The 25,455-nt window shown below is 65.4% G+C and carries 17 protein-coding genes; 14 read left to right on the top strand and 3 right to left on the bottom strand.

The window, feature by feature from the left end; genetic code table 11:
* Positions 1-111 precede the first annotated feature (111 nt).
* Complete coding sequence (gene greA, locus QO014_RS16065; protein ID WP_266349726.1) at positions 112-594, bottom strand: transcription elongation factor GreA; 483 nt, start codon at positions 592-594, stop codon at positions 112-114.
* Between the two features lie 534 nt (positions 595-1,128).
* Positions 1,129-1,836, bottom strand: a complete 708-nt coding sequence (locus QO014_RS16060; RefSeq protein ID WP_266349725.1) for a helix-turn-helix domain-containing protein — start codon at positions 1,834-1,836, stop codon at positions 1,129-1,131.
* Between the two features lie 180 nt (positions 1,837-2,016).
* Between QO014_RS16060 and QO014_RS16055 the strand changes: the two genes are divergently transcribed.
* From QO014_RS16055 to QO014_RS16010, 10 genes are read left to right on the top strand one after another with little or no spacing between them, the layout of a single operon-like run.
* On the top strand, positions 2,017-4,758 hold the full coding sequence (locus QO014_RS16055; RefSeq protein ID WP_307258471.1) for a nitrate/nitrite transporter: 2,742 nt from the start codon (positions 2,017-2,019) through the stop codon (positions 4,756-4,758).
* 28 nt (positions 4,759-4,786) lie between these two features.
* Positions 4,787-8,530, top strand: coding sequence for a nitrate reductase subunit alpha (locus QO014_RS16050; protein WP_266349724.1), 3,744 nt, complete (start codon positions 4,787-4,789; stop codon positions 8,528-8,530).
* A complete protein-coding gene (gene narH, locus QO014_RS16045) occupies positions 8,527-10,053 on the top strand; it encodes a nitrate reductase subunit beta (RefSeq protein WP_266349723.1) in 1,527 nt (508 codons plus the stop codon). Before QO014_RS16050 ends, narH begins: the two co-directional genes overlap by 4 nt.
* Complete coding sequence (gene narJ, locus QO014_RS16040) at positions 10,050-10,748, top strand: nitrate reductase molybdenum cofactor assembly chaperone (RefSeq protein ID WP_266349722.1); 699 nt, start codon at positions 10,050-10,052, stop codon at positions 10,746-10,748. Before narH ends, narJ begins: the two co-directional genes overlap by 4 nt.
* Before the next feature lie 11 nt (positions 10,749-10,759).
* A complete protein-coding gene (gene narI / locus QO014_RS16035) occupies positions 10,760-11,536 on the top strand; it encodes a respiratory nitrate reductase subunit gamma (protein ID WP_266349721.1) in 777 nt (258 codons plus the stop codon).
* A gap of 2 nt (positions 11,537-11,538) precedes the next feature.
* Positions 11,539-12,441, top strand: coding sequence for a peptidylprolyl isomerase (locus QO014_RS16030; RefSeq protein WP_266349720.1), 903 nt, complete (start codon positions 11,539-11,541; stop codon positions 12,439-12,441).
* Between the two features lie 7 nt (positions 12,442-12,448).
* Positions 12,449-12,736 carry a hypothetical protein gene (locus QO014_RS16025; protein WP_266349719.1) on the top strand — a complete coding sequence of 96 codons (288 nt, stop codon included), beginning with the start codon at positions 12,449-12,451 and terminating at the stop codon, positions 12,734-12,736.
* Positions 12,733-13,995: a molybdopterin molybdotransferase MoeA gene (locus QO014_RS16020; protein ID WP_266349718.1), complete on the top strand. Its 1,263-nt coding sequence runs from the start codon at positions 12,733-12,735 to the stop codon at positions 13,993-13,995. Before QO014_RS16025 ends, QO014_RS16020 begins: the two co-directional genes overlap by 4 nt.
* Positions 13,992-14,987: a GTP 3',8-cyclase MoaA gene (gene moaA / locus QO014_RS16015; RefSeq protein ID WP_266349717.1), complete on the top strand. Its 996-nt coding sequence runs from the start codon at positions 13,992-13,994 to the stop codon at positions 14,985-14,987. The genes QO014_RS16020 and moaA overlap by 4 nt, the downstream gene beginning before the upstream one ends.
* Before the next feature lie 9 nt (positions 14,988-14,996).
* Positions 14,997-15,530, top strand: a complete 534-nt coding sequence (locus tag QO014_RS16010) for a DUF2478 domain-containing protein (protein WP_266349716.1) — start codon at positions 14,997-14,999, stop codon at positions 15,528-15,530.
* A 229-nt stretch (positions 15,531-15,759) separates the two neighbouring features.
* On the opposite strand, the gene QO014_RS16005 is transcribed toward QO014_RS16010, so the two are convergent.
* Entirely contained in the window at positions 15,760-16,485 is a 726-nt protein-coding gene (locus tag QO014_RS16005; RefSeq protein WP_266349715.1) for an SDR family oxidoreductase, read from the bottom strand.
* A 79-nt stretch (positions 16,486-16,564) separates the two neighbouring features.
* Here QO014_RS16005 and QO014_RS16000 point away from each other — a divergent pair, with 79 nt between their 5' ends.
* The 4 genes from QO014_RS16000 (at position 16,565) to QO014_RS15985 (ending at position 25,446) form a co-directional block, all read left to right on the top strand.
* Positions 16,565-17,209, top strand: coding sequence for a TetR/AcrR family transcriptional regulator (locus QO014_RS16000; protein ID WP_266349714.1), 645 nt, complete (start codon positions 16,565-16,567; stop codon positions 17,207-17,209).
* A gap of 1,448 nt (positions 17,210-18,657) precedes the next feature.
* The gene (locus tag QO014_RS15995; RefSeq protein WP_266349713.1) at positions 18,658-20,601 is read left to right on the top strand and encodes a M15 family metallopeptidase; all 1,944 of its coding nucleotides are present in this window, start codon (positions 18,658-18,660) and stop codon (positions 20,599-20,601) included.
* Complete coding sequence (locus QO014_RS15990; RefSeq protein WP_266349712.1) at positions 20,544-23,924, top strand: S8 family serine peptidase; 3,381 nt, start codon at positions 20,544-20,546, stop codon at positions 23,922-23,924. Before QO014_RS15995 ends, QO014_RS15990 begins: the two co-directional genes overlap by 58 nt.
* Complete coding sequence (locus QO014_RS15985) at positions 23,917-25,446, top strand: MBL fold metallo-hydrolase (RefSeq protein WP_266349711.1); 1,530 nt, start codon at positions 23,917-23,919, stop codon at positions 25,444-25,446. Before QO014_RS15990 ends, QO014_RS15985 begins: the two co-directional genes overlap by 8 nt.
* Positions 25,447-25,455 lie beyond the last annotated feature (9 nt).

Genomic DNA, 25,455 nt, shown 5'->3' with positions numbered 1-25,455 from the left:
CCGGCCACCCCGGATCCAGATGCAGGCACAGGCGCGGGAATCGGTGCGATGTGGAGCGCGGGCCTGACGACAGACCGCGGAGCTGCCATGCCGCGCATGGGTCATGGTCGGTCAGGCGATCGAGAGAATCTCGAGTTCGTGGTTCCCTAACCGGCCAACGTCTCCCACGCGTTTCCCAAGCAAGGCAATGGCCACCGGCGAGCCATGCGAAATAGAACCTTGAGACGGGTCGGCCTCGTCCTCGCCGACGATTCGAAAGGTCTGCTTCCGCCCATCGTCACGCTCGAAGGTTACAGTGTGGCCAAAGGCGATCACTTCATTCGATGCAGGCGGCCGAGACACCTGCGCCGTGCGGATGCGTTCGGCGTAGTAGCGCATATCCCGAACGGGAAGCGCCGACTGCCGCCGCCTCTCATTGACGTCTTCCAGCGCGTCAGCGGCCTCAAGAGCCTTTTGCGCCCTGGCCAATTCGTCTTGCAGGAGACGGAGGCCCGCTTCCGTGACGAGGTTGATCCGATCGGAGATCGGGCGAGCGGGCAAAATGGTCTCCGACGCGGCCTCGGCGCTTTCTTCTTTGACAAACGCGACGCTCACGGGATCGATCTCCTGACTGGGGCTTTGCGAACTCGATTAACGGATAGAGCCGAATAAGGCTGCACAAAATCGATGATTTGGGCAAACCCCGGCTGGCCGGCTGCCCACGAGACTGCCGCGAGCGAGGCGGAAGCAGTCCCCCGGTCGGAGAACTTGCGGGCGGGCGGCGCATCGCTGATGCCGCCATCGATATTGCGGCCGACCATGACGCGATCGAACAGCGCCTGGGCATGCGCGGAAGCGCCGACCGAGCCTTCGACACTTCAGAGCGGCTGGCGTTCATCCCCAACAGCGCCGGCCCGGCCATTGCGCTCGAGCCCAATGGCGCTTGCGCTCAAACCATGTGGCGCATGCGCACCGTATTGGCGGAAGTCCGGGTGCTCGCATCAAAAACCTTGCTCGGGGATGACGTCAGCCGCACGGGTGCGGATTCCTCAGTGCCGGAACTAAGCGAGCCGTTCGATGAGCAGAGTTCGTGCTTCAAGGCTGGGACGACGCCATCGAAGGCGTCCAAGAACCTAAGGGGCGGTTCAGTCAGAGCGGAGAATCGTCAATCAGCGGGTCAGGATGGCAAGCGGCTGCAAGACTGCGAGCGTCGCGAATCAGAATTGTTTGGCCTTCCACCTGGAGGCCTGAGTTCTCGAGGCTCGCGAGCGTCCGGGAGAAGGATTCGCGCGTCATGCCGAGCTCGGAGGCGATCAGCGTCTTTTCATAGGGAAGCACGGCGCGGTCGGGGGTTCCCTGCCGTGCCGAAAGCGCGAGCACATAGCACCCGACGCGTTCCGTCGTCGTACGCAGCTTCAGGTTCTTGATCTGCCGGACCATGCGGCGGAATTGCGTCGCGAGCGAACCGATTACCGCCTGCGCCAGGACCGGATCGGCCGCAGCAGCGTCGCGAAAGACGTCCGCCTGCACGAGCAGGAAGCGCGAGGGCTCGGGCACGCGCGCCTGCATCAGATAAGGTGCGCCGCTGACCACCGCAGCCGGGATGATAAGGTCGGGCGCCCGCACGGTTTCGATCAACACCTCGCGACCTGCGCCTGACTTTCCAAGGAGTTGCGCGGAGCCGGAGACGATGATCAGCTGAAAGTTCGGCACCTCGCCCTGCTCAAACAGTACTGTCCCTGTCGGGACACTGTGCAGGATCGCATTGGCGAGCAGATCCTGCCGCCGAGCCGCCGACATCCCGGCAAGGATCGGCAGCACCTCGGCCTCGGACACCGTCGTGATCGCATCAAGCACTCCAAACATTCCTTCTTTGTGAGACATATCACGTCAACGCGTGACAAAAATCACGTCATGAATTGACCTATATCAAGCTGCCGACGCGCCGGTTGCCTCAGCCTGCCCATGGCTGGATCGAGCGCGGCACAATTTCGCCGCCTCGGCCCGAGCGCTCCGATCGCAAGAGAGTTCTGACGAATGGCGACGACCTCACATCCCGATGCCGGGCGGATCCTCGGCATGAGCACGGCCGGCTTCACGGCGTGCTTCGCAGTATGGACGATCTTCGCGATCATCGGTATCCGCATACGGTCCGATCTCGATCTGACCGAGACGCAGTTCGGCCTCCTGGTCGGGACGCCGATCCTGGCCGGCTCGCTGCTGCGGGTGCCGCTCGGCATCCTGGCCGACCGCCATGGCGGGCGCCTCATCTTCGCGGCGACCATGCTGGCGGCCGCGGTCGCAACCTTCCTGCTCGCCTACGCCACCACCTATCCGCAGATGCTTCTCGCCGCCCTCGGCGTGGGTATCGCCGGCGGCTCCTTCTCGGTCGGCGTCGCCTATGTGTCGCGCTTCTACCCGCCAGAGAGGCAGGGCCTCGCGCTCGGCATCTTCGGCGCCGGCAATGTCGGCTCGGCGGTGACGAAATTCCTCGCCCCCTTCGTGCTGGTCGCCTTCGGCTGGCAGACCGTCGCGCAGGTCTGGGCGATCGGGCTCGCGGTTATGGCCGTGCTGTTCTACTTCACGACACGGGACGATCCGGTTCACGCCGAACAGAAGCGCCGCGGCGAACAGCCGAAGAGTGCGTGGCTCGAACTCGAACCGCTGAAGAACGTCCAGGTCTGGCGCTTCTCACTCTACTATTTCTTCGTCTTCGGCGCCTTCGTCGCGCTGGCGTTGTGGCTGCCGCAATATCTGATCAACGTCTACGGACTGGACATCAAGATGGCCGGCATGATCGCCGCGTTCTTCTCGGTGCCGGCAAGCCTGTTCCGTGCCTATGGCGGACATCTCTCCGACACCTATGGCGCACGGCGCGTGCTGACATGGACGTTCCTCGTCGGCATCGTGGCGACCTTCGTCCTCTCCTATCCACCGACCGACTATGTCGTGCACGGCGCGGGTGGCGACTACGCCTTCCACCTCGCCATGGGCCTGCCCGGGTTCATTGTCGCAATCTTCGTACTCGGCTTCTTCATGGCCCTCGGCAAGGCGGCCGTCTACAAGCATATCCCGGTCTATTATCCGAACCATGTCGGCTCAGTCGGCGGCCTCGTCGGCATGATCGGCGGACTTGGCGGCTTTGTCCTGCCGATCCTGTTCGGCGTCCTGCTCGATCTCACGGGGCTCTGGACGAGCTGTTTCATGGCGCTCTTCGCCCTCGTGAGCGTCGCGCTCATCTGGATGCGCATCGCGATTGCGCAGATGGAGACGAACGCGGCCGGCGCTGCCCTCGCGAAGCTGCCGCCCTTCCCCGAGATGCAGGACATGCCGGTGCCCGTCGCCGTGCCCAAGAGGAACACGTCCGTCCTGACCGACTGGCGCCCCGAGGATCCCGTCTTCTGGAAGTCTACCGGCCGGCCCATCGCGCGCCGTAACCTCTTCCTCTCCATTCCTGCGCTGCTGCTGTCCTTCGCGGTCTGGCAGGTCTGGTCGGTGGTGGTCGCCAAGCTGCCATTGGTCGGCTTCGCGCTCTCGACCGACCAGTTGTTCCTGCTGGCGGCTCTGCCGGGCATCTCCGGTGCAGTGCTGCGAATCTTCTATTCCTTCATGGTGCCGATCTTCGGCGGCCGTCTCTGGACCACCCTCACCACCTGGTCGCTGATCATTCCGGCCGTCGGGATCGGCTATGCGGTGCAGAATCCGGACACGCCCTATGTCGTCCTGCTGATCCTCGCGCTGCTCTGCGGCTTCGGCGGCGGCAATTTCGCATCCTCCATGGCCAATATCTCGTTCTTCTTTCCGAAGGCCGAGAAGGGCAACGCGCTGGCGCTCAATGCCGGGCTCGGCAATCTCGGCGTCAGCGTCGTCCAGTTCGTCGTGCCGCTCGTGATCACGGCCGGCGTGTTCGGTTCTCTCGGCGGCGATCCGACGATGGCGAAGGGCGCGGCAGGCGAAACGCCGCTCTGGCTGCAGAATGCCGGCTTCGTCTTCGTGCCGTTCATCGTGCTCTCGGCCTTCGCCTCCTGGTTCGGCATGAACGACATCGCCTCGGCAAGGGCTTCCTTCGCCGAGCAGGCGGTGATCTTCCAGCGCCGGCACAACTGGATCATGTGCTGGCTCTATACGGGCACCTTCGGCTCGTTCATCGGCTTCTCCGCCGGCTTTCCTTTGCTCGCCAAGATGCTCTTCCCCGAGGTCAATGCGCTCTCGCTGGCCTTTCTCGGGCCGCTCGTCGGCGCGCTCTCCCGCTCGGGAACCGGCTGGCTCGCCGATCGCTATGGCGGGGCACGCGTCACGCTGTTCGTCTTCGTCCTGATGATGGCCGGATGCGGCGCGGTGCTCTGGTTCATCGGCATCAAGGACCAGCCCGGCGCGTTCTGGGGCTTCTTCGGCGCCTTCCTGCTGCTCTTCTTCGCCACGGGCGTCGGCAATGCCTCGACGTTCCAGATGATCCCGGCGATCTGCGCGAAGGAGATGGATCGGCTCATGCCGGGTGCCGACGCCGAGACGCGTCGTCGCCAGGCCGACAAGGAAGCCGCCGCCATCACGGGCTTCACCTCCGCGATCGCAGCCTTCGGCGCCTTCTTCATCCCCAAGGGGTTCGGTACTTCGATTGCGCTCACCGGCAGCGCCGAGGCCGCGCTCTGGGGCTTCCTCGGCTTCTATGTGAGCTGCCTCGCCATCACCTGGTTCGTCTACGCCCGAAAGGGTGGCCTGCTGCACGACGTCGAGCGGGCTCGCCGCGGCGCCGTCATGCGTCCGGCCCGGACCGCCTGATCCATACGCGAAACAAGGGACCACACCCATGTCGCATTTCCTCGACCGCCTGACCTTCTTCCGGAAGAACGTCGATACATTCTCGGATGGTCACGGCGTGGTCACCGCCGAAGACCGCTCCTGGGAGGACGGCTATCGCAAGCGCTGGCAGCACGACAAGATCGTCCGCTCCACCCATGGCGTGAACTGCACCGGCTCCTGCTCGTGGAAGATCTACGTCAAGGGCGGAATCGTCACCTGGGAGACGCAGCAGACCGACTATCCGCGCACGCGGCCCGACCTTCCCAACCATGAGCCGCGCGGCTGCTCGCGCGGCGCGTCCTACAGCTGGTACCTCTATTCCGGCGCGCGGGTGAAATATCCCATGATCCGCAGCCGCCTGCTGCGCCTTTGGCGTGCCGCGAGGGCTACGCTCTCGCCGGTCGCCGCCTGGGCATTGATCGTGGAGGATGGCGACAAGCGCCATTCCTATACGTCGATCCGTGGCCATGGCGGCTTCGTGCGGGCGACATGGGACGAGGCGAACGAGATCATCGCCGCCGCCAATGCCTATACGATCCGCAAGCATGGTCCCGACCGCGTCATCGGCTTCTCGCCGATCCCGGCGATGTCCATGGTCTCCTATGCCGCCGGGGCACGCTATCTCTCGCTGATCGGCGGCGTCTGCCTCTCCTTTTACGACTGGTACTGCGACCTGCCGCCGGCGAGCCCGCAAACCTGGGGCGAACAGACCGACGTTCCGGAAAGCGCCGACTGGTACAATGCCGGCTTCATCATCTTGTGGGGTTCCAACGTCCCGCAGACGCGCACGCCCGATGCGCATTTCTATACCGAGGTCCGCTACAAGGGCACGAAGAGCGCCGTCGTCAGCCCGGACTATGCCGAGGCGACCAAGTTCGCCGACATCTGGCTGAACCCCAAGCAGGGCACCGACGCGGCGCTGGCGCTGGCCATGGGCCATGTGATCCTGCGCGAGTATCACCTTCAGCGGCAGGTTCCCTATTTCGACGACTATCTGCGCCGCTTCACGGACATGCCGTTCCTCGTCCGCCTCGAGGAACGCGACGGCCGGCTGGTGCCTGAGCGGCTGCTGCGCGCCTCCGAGATCGCGAGTTCGCTCGGCGAGACCAACAATCCGGAATGGAAGACCGTCGCGATCGACGAAGCGAGCGGCGCGCTCGTCGCCCCGCTCGGCTCCATCGGCTACCGCTGGGGTGAAAGCGGCAAGTGGAACCTCGAGGAGAAGGACGGAGCGGGACGGGATACGCGCCTCAAGCTCTCCCTCGCCGGCGATGGCGCCGAGGTCAGGGCCGTTGACTTTCCCTATTTCGGTCGCCGGGCCAGCGAGCATTTCGTCGCGACGGACCACCCGGAGATCCTGACCCGGAACGTGCCGGTCTTGACCATCGCGACCGCCGAGGGGGGCACGGCGACTGTCGCCACCGTCTATGATCTCATGATGGCCAATTACGGCCTCGATCGCGGGTTCGGCGGCGGCAATGTCGCCTCGTCCTATGACGAGGACGTGCCCTTCACCCCAGCGTGGGCGGAACGGATCACGGGCGTCAAGCGCGACGCCATCATCACCGTGGCGCGTGAATTCGCGACCAATGCCGAGAAGACCGACGGCCGCTCGATGATCATCATCGGCGCGGGCATGAACCACTGGTACCACATGGATATGGGCTACCGGGGCGTGATCAACCTCCTGGTGTTCTGCGGTGCCGTCGGCAAGTCGGGCGGCGGCTGGTCGCATTATGTCGGGCAGGAGAAGCTACGGCCGCAGACCGGCTGGACGCCGCTTGCCTTCGGGCTCGACTGGTCGCGCCCGCCGCGGCATCAGAACGCGACCTCGTTCTTCTATGCCCATACCGACCAGTGGCGCTATGAGACGGTAACGGCGGCCGAGATCCTGTCGCCGACGGCGCCGGAAGGCGACTGGAAGGCGAGCTTCATCGACTTCAACGTCCGCGCCGAGCGCATGGGCTGGCTGCCCTCGGCGCCGCAGCTGAAGCAGAACCCGCTCGACATCGCGGCCCGCGCCCGTGATGCCGGAACCGAGCCGAACGACTATGTCGCCAAGGCGCTGAAATCCGGCGAGCTGGAGCTCTCCTGCCACGACCCGGACGATCCGGCGAACTGGCCGCGCAACATGTTCGTGTGGCGCTCCAACCTGCTCGGCTCCTCCGGCAAGGGCCACGAATACTTTCTGAAGCACCTGCTCGGCACCACGCATGGGGTCATGGGCAAGGATCTCGGCGCCGACGGCGCCGTGCGCAACACCGAAATCGTCTGGCACGAGGAGGCGCCGGAGGGAAAGCTCGACCTGCTCGTCACGCTCGACTTCCGCATGTCGACCACCTGCGTCTATTCCGACATCGTCCTGCCGACCGCCACCTGGTACGAGAAGAACGACCTCAACACCTCCGATATGCACCCCTTCATCCATCCGCTCTCGGCCGCGGTGGATCCGGCCTGGGAAGCGCGCTCGGACTGGGAGATCTACAAGGAGCTCGCGAAGCGCTTCTCCGAGATCGCACCGGAGGTGCTCGGCGTCGAGGAGGACGTCGTGCTCACGCCGATCCAGCACGACACGCCCGGCGAGATGGCCCAGCCCTTCGATGTCGCGGATTGGAAGCGCGGCGAAACCCTCCCGATCCCCGGCCGCACCATGTCCACGGTCAATGTCGTCACGCGCGACTATTCGCAGATCCATGCCCGTTTCACCGCCCTCGGCCCGCTGATGACCGAGATCGGCAATGGCGGCAAAGGCATAGCCTGGAAGACGGGGCACGAGGTCGAGGCGCTCGGCGCGCTCAACGGCGTGCACCGCGACGGGCCGGCGAAAGGCCTGCCGAAGATCGAGACGGACATCGACGCGACCGAGGTGATCCTCATGCTCGCGCCGGAGACGAATGGCGAGGTCGCGGTCAAGGCATGGGAGGCCCTATCGAAGGCGACCGGGCGCGAGCATGCTCATCTCGCCCGCGCGAAGGAAGACGAAAAGATCCGCTTCCGCGACATCCAGGCGCAGCCGCGCAAGATCATCTCCTCGCCGACCTGGTCCGGCATCGAGAGCGAGAAGGTCTGCTACAGCGCCGGCTATACGAATGTGCACGAACTGATCCCCTGGCGCACCCTCACGGGCCGCCAGCAGCTCTATCAGGATCATTTATGGATGCGGGCCTTCGGCGAAGGCTTCGTCACCTGGAAGCCGCCCGTCGATCTGAAGACGATCCCCGCCGTCAAGGGCGCGCGACCGAACGGCAATACCGAGATCGTGCTCAACTTCATCACCCCGCACCAGAAATGGGGCATCCACTCGACCTATACCGACAATCTGCTGATGCTGACGCTCAATCGCGGCGGCCCGGTCGTCTGGATCTCCGAGACGGACGCGCGGAGCGCCGGCATCATCGACAATGACTGGGTCGAGGTCTTCAACGCCAATGGCGCGCTGACGGCCCGCGCCGTCGTCTCCCAGCGCGTCAAGCCCGGCATGATGATGATGTATCACGCGCAGGAGAAGATCATAAACACGCCCGGCTCCGAGATGACCGGCAACCGGGGCGGCATCCATAACTCGGTCACGCGCACCATCCTGAAGCCGACCCACATGATCGGCGGCTACGCGCAGCAATCCTACGGCTTCAACTATTACGGGACCGTGGGCTCGAATCGCGATGAATTCATCGTGGTCCGCAAGATGAACGAAGTCGACTGGCTCGAAGAACCCACTGACGCCGATGCCCACAAGGAGGCAGCAGAATGAAGATCCGCGCCCAGATCGGAATGGTGCTGAACCTCGATAAGTGCATCGGGTGCCACACCTGTTCGGTGACGTGCAAGAACGTATGGACCAATCGCGAGGGCGTCGAATACGCCTGGTTCAACAATGTCGAGACCAAGCCCGGCGTCGGCTATCCCCGCGAATGGGAGAACCAGGCGAAGTGGAACGGTGGCTGGCGACGCAAGAAGAGCGGTCGCATCGAGCCGCGCATCGGCGCCAAATGGCGGGTGCTCGCCAATATCTTCGCCAATCCGGACCTCCCCGAGATCGACGATTATTACGAACCGTTCACCTTCGACTACGAGCATCTTCAAACGGCCAAGGAATCGAAGGCCTTCCCAACGGCACGGCCGCGCTCGCTCATCACCGGGGAGCGGATCGAGAAGATCGAATGGGGCCCGAACTGGGAGGAGATCCTCGGCGGCGAGTTCGAGAAGCGTTCGAAGGACATCAATTTCGAAGGCGTCCAGAAGGAGATCTACGGCGAGTTCGAGAACACCTTCATGATGTACCTGCCGCGGCTCTGCGAGCACTGCCTGAACCCGGCCTGTGTCGCGGTCTGCCCGTCCGGCGCGATCTACAAGCGCGAGGAGGACGGCATCGTCCTCATTGATCAGGACAAGTGCCGCGGCTGGCGCATGTGCGTCTCGGGCTGTCCTTACAAGAAGATCTATTACAACTGGTCTTCGGGAAAGTCCGAGAAGTGCATCTTCTGCTATCCGCGCATCGAGTCCGGTCAGCCGACGGTCTGCTCGGAGACCTGCGTCGGCCGCATCCGCTACCTTGGCGTGATCCTCTATGACGCAGACCGCATCGAGGCCGCTGCCTCGACGGCGAACGAGCAGGATCTCTACGAGGAACAACTCTCGCTGTTCCTCGATCCGAACGACCCGGCGGTGATCGCGCAGGCGCGTGCCGACGGGGTGCCGGAGACCTGGATCGAGGCGGCACGCCATTCCCCGGTCTGGAAGATGGCAATGGAGTGGAAAGTCGCCTTCCCGCTCCATCCCGAATACCGCACCCTGCCGATGGTCTGGTATGTGCCGCCGCTGTCGCCGATCCAGTCGGCCGCCGCGTCGGGGCGCATGGGCGTGGACGGCGTCATGCCGGATGTCCGCTCGCTGCGAATTCCGCTGCGCTATCTCGCGAACATGCTGACGGCTGGCAAGGAGGAGCCCGTGGCGCTCGCCCTCGAGCGCATGCTCGCCATGCGGGCCTATATGCGGGCAAAGACGGTCGACGGCCATATCGATCCGCGCATCGCCGAGAAGGTCGGCCTCACCGGCGCGGCGATCGAGGACATGTATCAGGTGATGGCGATCGCCAATTACGAGGATCGCTTCGTCATCCCGACCGCGCATCGCGAATGGAGCGAGGATGCCTACGAGGCGCGCGGCTCCTGCGGCTTCTCCTTCGGCAATGGCTGCTCGGGTGGCGAGACCGACCTCAATCTCTTCGCAACGAACAAGACGGGCAAGGCTCGCAATCCGATGGAGATCGCATGATGGCGACGACCTTCAAGGCGCTCTCGGCGCTCCTCTCCTATCCTTCGCCGGTGCTGCAGGCGGCCGTGCCCGAGATCCGGAACGTCCTGACGGCGGAGGAACTGGTCCCGCGTCGTCGGCTCGATGCGCTCTGGCCGTTCCTCGATGCGCTCGCCGCTGGCGATCCAATCGAGGTGCAGGAGCGCTATGTCGAACTCTTCGATCGCGGCCGGCATCTCTCGCTGCATCTGTTCGAGCATGTCCACGGCGAGAGCCGGGACCGCGGCCAGGCGATGGTCGATCTGGCAGCCCTCTATGAGCGGGGCGGCATGGTGCTTTCGACCGGGGAACTGCCCGATTATCTGCCGCTCTTCCTCGAATATCTGTCGACGCGTCCTGAAGGCGAGGCGCGGAAGGAACTCGCCAACACGCTGCCGATTCTCGAGGCGCTCTGCGAAAGGCTGGCGCGTCGTGACTCGGGCTACGCGGCCGTCGTGGCGGCGGTGGCCGCTCTGGCCGGCAGCAGCATTCAGTTTGCCGGCGAAATTGCGCCTGAAGATCGGGACGGCGACCTCGCGGCCCTCGACGCCGAATGGGAGGAGACCGCCGTCGCCTTCGGCCCCGGCGACGCGAGCGACGGATGCTCCGTCGACCGCCTCAGGATCCAGATGCGCGCCGGCAGCCGCGACGTCCGGCGCGGCGCAGCCGGCGCATAGGAGAGCGATCGATGTCCGCCTATCTCAACCACCTTGTCTTCGGCTGGTATCCCTATCTCTGCCTCACCGTCTTCCTGCTCGGCAGCCTTATTCGCTTCGACCGCGAGCAGTACACCTGGAAGACGGGCTCGTCGCAATTGCTGCGCCGGCGGCAGCTGCGCTGGGGCTCGAACCTCTTTCATGTCGGCATCCTCGTCATCTTCGGCGGCCATTTCGTCGGCCTGCTGACCCCGATCTGGGTATTCGGCGCGCTCGGCATCAGCCACAGCTTCAAGCAGGGCCTCGCCATCACGGTCGGCGGCATCGCCGGCATCGCCTGCTTCATCGGCATTGCGATGCTCGCGCATCGCCGCCTGTTCGATCCGCGCATCCGTGTGACGTCGAGCTTCGGCGACATCGCCATCCTGCTGCTCCTGTGGGTGCAACTCACCCTCGGCCTCTCCACCATCTTCGTCTCGCTCGGCCATATGGACGGCCATGAGATGGTGAAGTTCATGAACTGGGCGCAGGGCATCCTGACATTGCAGCCTGACGCTTCGGCCTACGTCGCCGACGTCAGTCCCATCTTCAAGGCACATCTGCTTCTCGGGATGACGATCTTCCTCGTCTTTCCGTTCACGCGCCTCGTCCACATCTGGAGCGCGCCGGTCTGGTATCTCGGCCGGCCCGGCTATCAGGTCGTGCGCACGCGCTTTGCGGACCCGGGCAAGCGCCGCGCCTCGTTGCCCGCTGCGCACCCCGCAGTTCAGGCCGGACCGGCGCGCACCACGCGCCCGCAGGGAGAGTGACCATGGCGACCCTTGTCATCGACCATGCCGCCGCGAGCAGCCACGCCGACCAGCACCCGCACGAGCACGGGCCAGCGCCCGTTCCGACCGCACCATCACCGGAGCGGGTCGCCATGCCGGCGGTCAGCGTGAACGGCGTGCCGATCAGCCGCAAGGCGATCGCCGCCGAGGTGCAGAACTTCCCGGCCCCCAATCCCGGCGAGGGCTGGCGCGCCGCGACCCGTGCGCTCGTCATCCGCGAACTCCTGCTGCAGGAGGCGGCCCGCCTCGAACTCGCGGCCGAACCGGCCACGGATGCCGAGGGACGTGTCGAGACTCGGGAGGAAGCGTTGATCCGCGGCCTGACGGAGCGCGAGATCACCGTCCCTGAAGCCGACGAGGTGACGCTGCGCCGTTTCTACGGCAACAACCGGCAGCGCTTTACCAACGCGCCGCTGTTTGAGGCCGATCACATCCTCCTCGCCGCCCGCCGCGACGATGCCGCCGACTTCGCCGCAGCCCGCCAGACCGCGACGTCGCTGCGGGCGAGGCTCCTGGCCGGGCACGAAGACTTCGCGGCGCTTGCCCGCGCGCATTCCGATTGTCCGTCCGCCGCGCTCGGCGGCAGCCTCGGCCAGATCGGGCCCGGCGACACGACGGCGGAGTTTGAGGCCGCGCTCGTCGGCCTGGCGCCCGGAGCGATCTCGGAGCCGGTCGAGACGCGCTATGGCGTGCATCTCATCCGGCTCAATCGCCGTGTCGAAGGACGCGTCCTGCCGTTCGAGGCGGTGCGTGACGCGATCGCAGCCTATCTCGACGCGCATGTCCGCCGGCAGGCGACGGCGCAATACATCGCGATCCTGGTGGGCCGGGCCGATATTCGCGGCATCGCCATGGATGGCGCCGCTTCGCCTCTGGTCCAGTGAGGTCATCATGTTCGGACGATTGATCGCCTCGCTGGACGAGCCCGGGGTTTCGGAGCGCCTCGTGTCGGCGCTTGAGGCGCCGGCCTTGCAGAACCGCCTGGACTCTGCCGCCGCTGCTGCAAGCAGGACCCCCGCGGAGGTGGTCGCGTCGGCCGTACGCGGGTTCCTCGACACGGCCTCGGATGAGGAATGGCTGCAGCTCGTCGGGATCATGGGCCGCGCGACCGACCCCGGCCTCGCCGCGATGCGCGCCATTCTGGAGCGATCCCTCCCGCCCGCCTCGGTGGCGTCATGAGCATGCCAGCCCCCGACTGCTGCCATCGCCCGCATGACGTGCTCGCCGGCTTCGACGCGGCCCGCGAGTTGGCGCGCGCCATGGTGCGGCCGACGGCACGGCACGAGATCGTCCCGCTCGCGGCCGCCACCGGGCGCATTCTGGCCCGCCCCGTCGTAGCGCCGCATGCGTTGCCGCCTTTCGACCAGGCGGCGATGGACGGCTATGCGATCCGTCTCGGCGACGGCGGCGGCCATGCTGCAGCCTTGCCTCTTTGCGGCACCACTGAGGCGGGCGACCCACCGGCGAGGCTCGCGTCCGGCACGGCCCATGGCGTGATGACCGGTGGCGCACTTCCCGAAGGCGCCGACACCGTCGTGATGATCGAGGCGACACGGCGGATCGGCGGGCGGATCCTGTTCGAGCCTGGTCCGACGCCCGGCAGCCATATCAGGCGCGCCGGGGAGGATGTTCCAGCCGGCGTAGTGGTCAATCATCCCGGCGACCGCCTCGACTGGGCGCAGATCGGCCTGCTCGCGGCGCTCGGCATCGGCGCCGTGTGCGTCGCGGCACCGATCCGCATCGCGGTGCTGACGACGGGATCGGAACTGCGCCCCGCCGGCTCGATGCTTTCCGGCGGCGCGATTCACGATTCCAACGGTCCGATGCTCGCCGCGCTGCTGGGCGGACCCGGCACCGAAATCGAACTCGTGACCGTTCCCGACGATCGCGCCGCGATCGCGGCGAATCTTGCGATCGCGGCGCGTGGCTGCGATCTCGTCGTTACGACGGCCGGAATGTCGGTCGGCGGGCGCGATCACGTCCGCGATGCCGTCGCCGATAGCGGCGGCACGCTCGATGTGGTCAAGGTCGCCATGAAGCCCGGCAAGCCGCTGGCGCTCGGCCGGATCGGCGCAGCGATCTTCGTCGGCCTCCCCGGCAATCCCCAAGCCGTCGCCTGCGGCGCCCTCGCCTTCCTGCGGCCGATGATCGATGCGCTCGCCGGCCGACCACCCGGGTCACCGCTCTTCGCGGCCGCGGCTTTCGCCCAGGGCGCGCGAGTCGACCGGCGCACCGCGCTGGTGCCGGTCCACCTCTCCCATCGCCAGGGTCGGCTGATCGCGGAGCAGGCCGGGCCAGAGGGCTCCCATCGCCTGGCGCCGCTCGCCGCCGCCGATGCCGTGGCGGTCGTGCCTCCGCTCGCAGGCCTCATGCCGGGTGCGTTGGTCGAGGTGCTCCCCTTTGGCGCTCCGGGAACATCAGGGGGATACGGACGATGAGCTGTACGCTTACCGACGGCTTTGGCCGCCGCATCACCTATCTCCGGCTCTCGGTGACGGATCGCTGCGACCTGCGCTGCGTCTATTGCATGTCCGACGACATGACTTTCGTGCCGCGCCGCGATCTGCTCAGCCTCGCGGAGCTCGATCGCCTCGCCGCCGCCTTCATCGCGCGTGGCGTCACCAAGATCCGCATCACCGGCGGCGAGCCGCTGGTGCGCAAGGGCATCATGACGCTGTTCGGTAGTCTGTCTCGCCACCTTGCCGCCGGCCGCCTGCAGGAGCTGACGCTCACCACCAACGGCACGCTGCTTGCGACCCATGCCGAGGCTCTGGCGGCATCCGGAGTCCGGCGGGTCAACGTGTCGCTCGACACGCTCGATCCGTCCCGCTTCCGCGCCATCACGCGCCGCGGCACGCTGGGCGTCGTGACGGACGGGCTTCGCGCGGCCCGGGAGGTGGGGCTGCGCGTCAAGCTCAATACCGTGGCACTCAAGGGGATCACGGAGACGGAAATCCACGATCTCATCGCCTTCGCGCATGGCAACGACATGGACCTGACCCTGATCGAGACCATGCCGCTCGGTGATGTCGGCGCCGATCGGACCGACCAGTATGTGCCGCTGACGACGCTGCGCCGTCTCATCGAGAGCCGCTGGACGTTGACCGACATGGCGGAACGCAGCGGCGGTCCGGCTCGCTATGCGCGCATCCGCGAGACCGGCGGGCGGATCGGCTTCATCACGCCGATGAGCCACAGCTTCTGCGAGAGCTGCAACCGCGTGCGCGTCAGCGCCACCGGCACGCTCTACTCCTGCCTCGGGCAGGAAGATCAGACAGACCTCCGCGCCGCGCTCCGCGGCTCCGAGGCGGACGAAGTGCTGCACGCCGCGATCGACGGCGCGATCCGCACGAAGCCGCGCGGCCATGATTTCCGGATCGAGCGCGGCCGGCCGGAACTCGCACGCCACATGTCGGCACTCGGCGGATAGGAGGCCTGCATGATGGCGGATGTCGCGCACCGACCGATCACGGCAATCGTCTATGCCGATGGGGCGGCCTTCGAGGCCCTCCTCGAGGAGACGGTCAGAAACCTCGCAGCACGGGGCCTTCGCCTCGCCGGCTTGGTCCAGCAGAGCATCGCGCGCCCGGATCGGCGCAAATGCGACATGGCGCTGCGCGATCTTGCCACCGGACGGCTGCACCCGATCTCCGAGCATCGCGGCGAGGCGGCGCGCGGCTGCACGCTTGACGTCGATCTTCTCCTGCGCGCCTGCACCGCCGCCGAACCCGGGCTGGCAGCTGGCACCACCCTGGTGGTGCTGAGCAAGTTCGGCAAGGTCGAGTGCGAGGGCGGCGGCGTTCGCGGCCTGATCGAGGCAGCGCTGGAGCGCAGCATTCCCGTGATGATCGGCGTTCCGGCGATCAATCTCCGGCCCTTCAAGGCCTATGCCGGCGAATTCGCCCGCCTTGTGCCCGTCGAGGATTTTCACCCCGGTCTGTTCGACGAAGCGCTGGCACCGGGGGTCTGCTGATGGATGATTTTGCTCGTCTCGCCAGAAAGAACCGCCGCAACCACCCGCTCGCGCGGATCATTCGAAAGAACTCGGACCATCGATGCTGGCCTCCGCCCAGCCAGCATCTTGAAGCACAAACTCATCACGACGGGAATCCCACCGATTCAATCAAAAGCAGAAACGCCCTAGTTCATTACTGGCCGATTGAAGAACATCAACGCACCTTATGGGTATGCAACGCGGATCGTCAGGGTTTGAACGAGGCCAGTTGCTCGTGCAGCATAGGATAAAGCTCTTCACCTTTCATGCTCAGCATCGATTTGAGGTTCCGCGTCGGTTCATCAGCCAGAACTTCCATTGCACCATCGGAGACACCGTCATAGGCCTGGGCAACGACACTGGCGGCGCTCACCTTCGGGAAATCCCAGCGCGATGACATCGGCGTGTCGATCATGCCGACCAAGAGGCCGATAACCTGCGTGTTCTGTGCCTGCAGTTGGAAACGCAGGCCATTCGTCGCGGACCACATCGCGGCCTTGGAAACGGAGTACCCGGTCGAAAGGCCGATCCATGCCGCAGTCGACAAGACGTTGAGGATCGTTCCGCCGCCATGGTTTGCCAAGATGGGCACGAAAGCATTGGCGACGCGCAGCGTGCCGAAGAAGTTGGTTTCGAAAATGCGTCGCAGCTCCGCCTCCGGACCCGACATCGAATCGCCGGCCGGCGCAATGGCTGCGTTGTTGATGAGCAAGTCGACGTCGGTTGCCTGTGCTGCGGCACGAGATATTGAATCGGGATCGGTGATGTCGAGCGCCAGCGCTTGAACGCGGCTGTTTTCCCAATGGCGAGGCTTGCGCGCAGCCGCATAGACCTTGGTGGCGCCCCGCTCCAGCGCCTGGATCACAAACTGCTCGCCGAGGCCGCCATTCGCGCCTGTTACCAACACGGTCCGGCCGTTGAGTGACTTTTCCATCTGAATTCCCTATTTATGCGGGGAGTCTCCCCGTATCGATCTATATGGGGATACTCCCCACTTATGCAAGCAGGAAGCGATGATCAATATGTTCGCTGGGCAGGAGCCTCTCGAAGCCACGCCCAAGGTTCGCCGACCACGCAGCGACGCGCTGCGTAATCGCGAGGCCATTCTGGATGCGGCGCGCCGAACGTTTGAGGCCGAAGGGGTCATGGCGCCGCTTGACGGCATTGCCGTGCTGGCCGGGGTTGGCAATGCAACGCTCTATCGCAACTTTCCGACCCGGGAAGATCTACTCGCCGCGGTGATCCAGTCGAGCTTCGATGATGCGCTCGCCTATGGCCAGGAATTGTCTGCTGAACTTGAGCCGGCGCCCGCACTGGCGGAATGGTTGGTCGGGCTGGCTTGGCGACTGCATATCTGGCATGAGCTGCCCTATTGTCTGGCGTCGGCCCATGCCGATACTGCGGCGACGCTGAACGACTCGAACCGGCCCTTGATCGTGGAGACAGGGCGCTTGTTGCGGGCCGCTCAGGCGCGCAACCAGGCCGCAGCCGGTGTCACTGCCGAACAAGTCTTCGAGCTCGTGCTGGCTCTGTCATGGGCCATCGATCGCTACAAGGACACCGAGTCCGTGGCGCGTCAACGCGTGCTGATGGGGACGGTCGGCGTGTTTGTGTCCTGCAAACAGTCGGACGATGGCAATGGACCCGATGGTGGCTGAACGACGGCCATAGGACAGAAATGGCATCGACTGACGTCATATTCCCCTTCCGCGCGGCAGGGATGCGATGTTCGCAGGTTTTCATCGACTTGCGATAGCTGCGCACGAGGAAACGCAGCGCAGAACTATGGCGCATACCATCCCGATCAATCGGGATATAAGTTCAGGCAAATTGGCAGCCAAGCCAAAAAATCAATAGCTAAGAGAAATCTGTGGCGGTGGGCGCAGTCCGCCGTGAACCCGTCTCTGCCGGCTTCCCTGTTCCGAGCAGAATCGCCAGAGAGGGCCTTCCTCGCGACCTCGGGTCGCGTGCCCGCTGGAAAGTGACGCGATTTCCGTGCGTTACCTGAATATCTTTGTGAAATGATGGGCCGATTTTTCGACATCTGGAAGGGTGTTCTCAGCCGCTATCAGGGGAAATCGATTGTCGTTTGGCGGGATTGCGTTGTCGTTAGCCGGGATCAGACTGCAAGCTTGCGGGATCCGCTTGCGCGATTGCGGAATCGCTTTGCCACATGCCGGTTCGGCACTGTCGTTATCCGGTGCTGCCTTGCCGTTAAGCGGGCAAGCATCGCCGCTTTGCGGTATCCGATGGTCGAATTCGGAATTGGCCAGACCGTAGGCGCTCCAACGCCGAGAACATGCGCACTTCCGACGACGAGCAGCTCATCGCGGCGGAATTTTGGATTGCCCCGAGTTTTCTGGACGCCCTCAGTTTGTGTTTCACTCGGCGGCTCCGGGTCGACGTTAGTCCCGGTCGGGAGGACGGGACGGCTCGCCCGCCTCATCGAATATGACCCGCTCTATTGCGACACGGTTCCCCGCCGCAGGCAGCGCGTTGCGGCAAGAGCGTCGTCACGGGACGAAGCTTCGGGGACCATGAGGAAGTGGTAGCCGGTGCCAGCCAGGGAGGCGTCGATGGCGGGGTTTGAGGATCATGATGAGCCGCTCGTCTATACGAATCCGCCAGGCTGGATACGCTTCCAGAAGGGTCGGTCGGGCAATCCAAAGAGCCGGCTGTGAATAGGCGCCGAAGCGGGACCCCAGACCAGATGGCTTCAACTCATTGACGATACTTCAGAAAGCCTAAGTCTGGCTGGGCCTCGATCGGCGCCGATCATGACCCCGGCTGTACTCGAAATAAATAATGAAAATTGGATATTCAGGTCGACCCAAGCCGAGGCCTCCAGTCCGCGCCTATTCACAATCGTCTTCCGCTCCTCCCAGCCAGGAGATTTTGCCGCGGAACACTTCAACTGAAAACGGTCCATTTTTCGGGGCTCAGATCAAACCCACCGAGGCGCTAACCGCAGCCGGACTAAAGAGCAGTGGCGCGTCACTGTCGCAGTCTCAAGAGCGCCCCGTGTATTCCTCTACTATTATGACGAGTTACGATCTAATGATCACAACCAAGAAATATTCGGGGTGACTGTTCAGAGGGGGGCTGAATGGCGACGTCAGAACAGCGCCACCGCATGGCGGCGACGATACTTGATTTCGAAGCTAGGCGTGACCGCGACGGAAATCTCAAGGTCTATAAGCTCCCCGCCGGCGATGGCGGCGGTGCCTATGAGGTCGGCGGCATCAATGAGCGCTACAACAAGCCCGTCGCCGACGCGTTGGTTGCGCTGCTCGCACAGAAGAAGTTCGCCGAGGCCGAAGCACTCGCGACCGATTTCATCGCCGAGGACACGGATCGTGCCGCCGCCTGGACCCGGATCCCGGCGATCGAATCCTACCTGCGCGACTGCGTCTTCAACCGCGGCGCCGGCGGTGGTGCCCGCATCCTGCAGCGGGCGCTCGGCGTCGCCGATGACGGCGCCGTCGGCAAGACGACCCGCGACGCCGAGACGGCGGCGGAGAGCGATGCCCCGGCGCTTCTGAAGAAGCTGCGCGCGGCACGCGAAGCCTATGAGCGCGACGTCGTCCATCGCGACGAGAAGAGCAAGTTCTGGAAGGGGCTGGTCAATCGCTGGAACAAGGCGCTCGACATCGCCAAGACCTTCCCGATGACGGCAGAAGCGGCTCTGGCTCCCTCCGCCGCCCCGGCAGCAGTTGCTGCCTCGGCGCTTGCCGCTGCCCCCGCGCCCTTGGCGATGGCCGGCGGGCCCGGCGTGACGGGCGGCATTATGGCCGCGAATTCCCTTCATCTCGCAGGGATTGCCGCCTTGCCAACCGCCGACGCGCCGCAGCCGGCGACGCTTTCGGCACTGCGGATCGGCATGTCGGGACCGCGCATCCTCGCCTGGCAGACCTTCCTGAGAGGGCAGGGATTCGATCCGGGCGCCCTCGATGGCGGTTTCGGCGAGCATACGCGCGATGCGACCAAGGCGTTCCAGAAGCGGGAGAAACTCACGGCCGATGGCGTCGCGGGGCGCGCAACGCTGCTGGAGGCGGCGTCGATCGGCCTTGAGCTGATCGAGGAACCCGCGAACGACGATACGAGCTCCAATTTTCCGCCGCGTCCGGGCTTCTCGCCGCTCGTCACCAACGCGCAGCGCGAGGCGCTGTTCGGCCATTATGATTTCGTGTCGGCGCCGCAGCCCGGCAATCTTGAGGCAATCCGCATCCTCGGCAGCTGGGAAAGGGACAACATCATCGCCGTGCCGATCCCGCAGCTGCGCAAGGCGCTAGGTTCCAAGGCGCCGCAGACGATGCAGTTCCACCGCCTGGCGGCCGCGCAGCTGCAGGGCATGTGGGCGGCATGGGAGAAGGCGGAGCTGCTCGACCGAGTGCTGATCTATGACGGTTCGTTCGTGCCCCGTTTCGTGCGCGGCAGCCGCACCAATCTCAGCAATCACGCCTTCGGTAGTGCCTTCGACATCAATGAGAAGTTCAACAAGCTCGGCCATCGGCCGGCCCTTGTCGGCGAGAAGGGCTCCGTGCGCGAACTCGTGCCGCTCGCCAATGACTGGGGCTTCTGGTGGGGCGGGCACTATGACAACCGCAAGGACGGCATGCATTTCGAAGTGGCGTTCCTGAAGCGAGGGGTTTGCGGCGCGCCGGCAGCGGCTCTCGCGGCGGCAGGATCTGAAGTCGAGCGAAATCGTCCGGGAGGCACGGCGATGGCGAATACACGGCTCTTGGTCAAAGTACGCGGCAATGGGAAAAGCTTTGTCGCGGCAACCGGAAAGGCGTTCGGCGCGGCCGGCGTCGATGTCCGGACGATCCTGACTATACCGCCAGGGGCGAAGGGCAAAGGTCTCGCGCCTTCAGCCGGTTCAGCCTGGCTTCAGCTTTCGGCGCCGAGGGGGGGGGCGGCGGCAATCCTTGGGACGACGCCCACCAGCTGCTCTCGCCCGGCCAGGGCTTTGCCGCGGCCGCCGCGGCCGATGTGCAGTTCGTCGAGCCCGATATCCAGCAGGAATGGCTCCCCGTGCCGCGCGAGGTGACGGGAGCCGCAGCGGCTTCTGCCGCGGACCGCTGCGCTTTCGACGACCAGGACCCCTCCGGCGGCAAGGCCGTCGGCCCCGGCATCGCCTGGAATTTCGGCGATGGCTATTCGGAACTTGCCAAGGCGCGTGCCGCCCTCGGCCCCGCTTTCGAGCAGAAGCTGTCGCAGATCGTCATCGCCCATCTCGATACGGGCTACGATCCCCAGCACGTGACGCGGCCAATAAACCTCGATACGGCCCATCAGCGCAGCTTCGTCGACGGCGATCCCGATCCGGGAGATGCCTCGGATCATACGCCGACCGGCATGGGCGCGATCCGCAATCGCGGCCACGGCACGGCGACGCTGGCGCTCCTCGCCGGCAACAAGCTCGACGGCACCTCGCCGAGCTGGCCGGGCTTCAACGATTTCATCGGCGGGGCGCCCTATGCCCGCGTGATCCCGATCCGCATCGCCGACTGGGTCGTCCGCTTCTCGACAGGCACGATGGTGCAGGGCATCGATTATGCGATCCGGCAGGGCGCCCATGTGCTCTCCATGAGCATGGGCGGCCTGACCTCGGCCGCACTCGTCGATGCGATCAACCTCGCCTACGAATCTGGAATGGTCATGGTGACGGCTGCGGGCAACAACTATGCCGGCTCGCCTATGCCACGATCGATCGTCTATCCCGCCCGCTACCGGCGCGTTCTCGCCGCTTGCGGCGTGATGGCCGACGGAAGGGCTTATGCCGGCCTTGCAGCCGGCACGATGCAGGGCAGCTACGGCCCGGACAGCAAGATGCAGACGGCGCTGGGCGCCTATACGCCGAACGTGCCCTGGGCGACGATCGATTGCGGCAAGGTCGTCGACATGGACGGCGCCGGGACGTCCTCGGCGACGCCGCAGATCGCGGCGGCCACGGCGCTCTGGCTGGCCGAGCACCGGCAGGCGCTGGCGCAATATCCCGAGGCGTGGATGTGGGTCGAGGCGGCGCGCCGCGCGCTCTTCACCTCGGCGACCAAGAACACCGCGGCGATGACGGCGGCCGAGACGCTACAGAAGATCGGCCAAGGTGTGATGAAGGCCGCCGCGGCGCTGCAGCATCAGCCGGTCCCCGCCAACGATCTCGTCAAGCTGCCGCCGGCCAAGGCGAGCCTCGGATGGCTCGACATTCTGCTCGGCACGGATCCAAGCTTTGCCGCCGGGGCCGGCGATGGTAGGGGCGCGATGTTCGCGCTCGAACTGACGCAGATGGCGCAGCGCGTCGCCGCCGTCGACGAGGCGATCGGCGATCCGGACCTGCCGGATGACCAGATTCCGGCCGCCGCGCGCCGGCGCTATCTCGAGGCGGCGCTCGATGCCGGCAATCCGTCGACGCCGCTGAAGGCGGCGCTTGAGCAGGCGCTCGGTCGCGCGCAGGCGCCGGCGCCGGCGGCAGGTGCGATGCCCACGCCACCGATCAAGCGCAAGCAGAAGGCGCTGCCGCCGCCAAAGCGACGCCTTCGCGTCTACGCGCTCGATCCGAGCGTAGCGAAGTCACTCGACTCGGTCGTCGTCAACGAGACAGTTCTGACGGTGCGCTGGGAAGAGAAGCTGAGACCCGGCCCCGTTGGCGAGTATCTGGAGGTGGTCGACATCGACCCGGCCTCGAACCGCATCTACGACCCGGTCAATCTCGACGAGCCGAGGCTGCTTGCGCAGGACGGCTGGCCACCGTCGGAGGGCAATCCCGGCTTTCACCAGCAGATGGTCTATGCGGTCGCCATGACGACAATCGACCATTTCGAGGAAGCACTCGGCCGCAAGGCGCTGTGGGCGCCGCGCCAGGTCGTGACCAAGGACGCCGACGGCGACGACCGCACCGCCAGCTATGAAGTGCCTCGGCTCCGGCTCTATCCGCATGCGCTGCGGACCGAGAATGCCTATTACAGTCCCGAGAAGGTCGCGCTACTGTTCGGCTATTTCCCGGCCCAGCCAAAGGACGACGATGCGACGGCGCCCGGGACGATGGTCTTTGCCTGCCTCTCAAGCGACATTGTCGTCCACGAGATGTCGCACGCCCTGCTCGACGGATTGCACCGCCGTCTGCAGGAGGCGTCGAATCCGGACGTGCCGGCGTTCCACGAGGCGTTCGCCGACATCGTGGCACTGTTCCAGCATTTCGCGATTCCCGAGCTGGTGCGCTTCCAGATCGCGCAGGCGGGAGGGAAGCTGAGTGCGGCGGAGCTGCTCGGCGGTCTCGCCAAGCAGTTCGGCGAGGGCACGCAGCGCGGCGGGCCGCTGCGCGACTATCTCGGCGCGGAGGTGCATGGGCTCGACTACGCGACGACGACCGAGGTCCATGCGCGCGGCTCGATCCTCGTTTCCGCGGTCTATGACGCGTTCCTGCGCATCGTCGAACGGCGAACCGCGCTGCTCATTCGTCTGGCCACCAATGGCACGGGCATCTTGCCCCAGGGCGCGCTGCATCCCGATCTCGTCGACGCCCTGACCGCCGAAAGCTGCAAGGCGGCCCGGCACGTCCTGCGCATGTGCATTCGCGCACTGGATTATTGCCCGGCGGTCGACATCACCTTCGGCGAATATTTGCGCGCCCTGATTACGGCGGATATCGATCTCGTCCCCAATGACCGCTTCTATTACCGCGTCGCCTTCATGGAGGCGTTCCGCCGCCGCGGCCTGCTGCCGCGCGATGTGCGCACCGTATCGGAGGAAACGCTCGCCTGGGGCACGCTCGATGATCCGAAACCGGCCTGGCTCGACAAGGTGCTGGCCAAGCTCGACCTGGGCTGGGACCGCGTTCTCGACCGCTCGCAGATCTTTGCCCTGAACGAGAAGAACCGCTGGTCGATGTGGCGGGCGCTCAAACAGGAGTTCGACAAGGATCCGGCGCTTCTGGTGCAGTTCGGACTGATGCCGGACGTACCCCGCTATGACAGCGAGGGCAACATCGTCAAACAACCGGAACCCGGCAGCACAACGTTCGAGGTGTTCAGCGTGCGTCCGGCCCGCCGTGTCGCGCCGGACGGTTCTTTCCGAACCGAGTTCGTCGCCACCATCCAGCAACGGCGCCGTGTTCCCCTGAATCCGGACGACGAGGCCGGGCACTGGTTCTGGTTCCGTGGCGGCACGACACTGATCCTTGATCCGCGCGAGGGGCAGCGCGAGGTCCGCTACAGCATCGTCAAGAACAGCGCGAGCACCAGCCGCATCGAACGGCAGCGCGAGACGGCGTCCGGCAACGCCCTTTCGCCGCTCCGCCAGCTCTATTTCGGCGAAACGCCCGGTGAGCCCTTCGCGCTGCTGCACACCCATGATGGAGGTCCGGAGGATGGCTAAGAAGGCGACACCGGCCAAGGTCGGCAAGGCACCCTCCATCGGTGGGGTGGTCACGGTGCGCCACTACTGCCAGGGCATCGGCGACAGCCATTTGCTGCGCTTCCCCAAGGCTGGCGGCGGCGATTTCTGGATGCTGATCGATTGCGGCGTCCATTCCTCCGTCTCCGGCGGCTCGGCCAAGATGGCCAAGGTCGTCGCCGATATCGCGGCGGTCACCAAGGCCCGCCTCGACGTCGTCGTCGTCACGCACGAGCATACGGACCACGTCTCTGCCTTCCTGACCGCGGCGGACGCCTTCAAAGGCTTTTCGGTCGGCGAGGTCTGGATGGCCTGGACCGAGGATCCTCTGGACGCACAGGCTAACGAACTTGACAAGTTCAAGCAGCAGGCCCTCGCCGCGCTGCAATCGTCCAGCCAGCGTCTCGGCGCGGCCGGCCCGCTCAACCCGCACCTTGCGGGCCTGCACGCGGGGCTCGATGCGTTGCTCGGCTTCAATTTCGGCGTCAAAGGCGAGCGCGTCCGCGCCTCGCGCGACGCCGCTGCCGCGCTGGCCAAGGGGCATGTGCGCTATTTCGAGCCCGGCGACCCACCGATCGAGTTAACGGATGTCCCCGGCCTGCGGATTTATGTCCTCGGCCCGCCGCGCGATCCGGCGCTGCTGGGGCTGACGGAGCGGGCGAGCGAGATGTACGCCATGGGCGCCGGTCCGGGATGGCCGCTTGAGCGAGCCCTGTCGTCGGCGTTCGCGGCGACCGATCCGGCCGGCAGCAAGACCTTCGACTATGCCGCGCCGTTCGATCCCAATGTCGGCAGCGATCTCGCGCGACTGGCCGCTTCGCCGGTCTCACCGCCGGACGATATCGCCCCGGAGATAGCCGACTTCGCGCGCGAGCGCTATTTCGGGCCGCTGTCTGTCGAGACGGCGCCAGCACGAGGCCGCCGAAAGGCGAAGGCGCCTGATCCCGAAGCCAGAGATCAATCCTGGCGGCGGATCGACATGGACTGGCTCGGCGTCTCTGCCGACCTCGCAATGCAGCTTGACGACAGGACCAACAATACCAGCCTCGTGCTCGCCTTCGAGTTTACCGACACGAAGCGCGTCCTGCTCTTCGCCGCCGACGCGCAGATCGGCAACTGGCTGTCGTGGCTGGACACGAAATGGCAGGTTGACGGCGCCGTCGTCACCGGGCCCGATCTGCTCGGCCGGACGGTCTATTACAAGGTCGGCCATCACGGCAGCCAAAACGCCACGGCGCGCGCCAAGGGCCTCGAATTGATGACGAGCCCCGATCTCTCGGCATTCATCCCGACCAACCAGAAAGATGCGGCCAACGTCCACTGGGGCGCCATGCCCTATGACAAGATCCTCACGGCGCTCAAGGAGCGCTGTGCCGGCCGTGTCGTGCGCGCCGACGATGTTTGGGTAGCGGATCCCGACGGGCAGCCGAACTTCTCGCCGTCGGGGTCCATCCGCACGATCCGGCATGGCGCGGGCCTTTGGGTCGAGTTCGATCTCGCTTGATGACGTCCA

Source organism: Kaistia dalseonensis (genome assembly GCF_030814715.1).
Classification (GTDB): domain Bacteria; phylum Pseudomonadota; class Alphaproteobacteria; order Rhizobiales; family Kaistiaceae; genus Kaistia; species Kaistia dalseonensis.
Note: the sequence above shows the minus strand (reverse complement) of the source record. Positions and strands in the feature narration are given on the sequence as shown.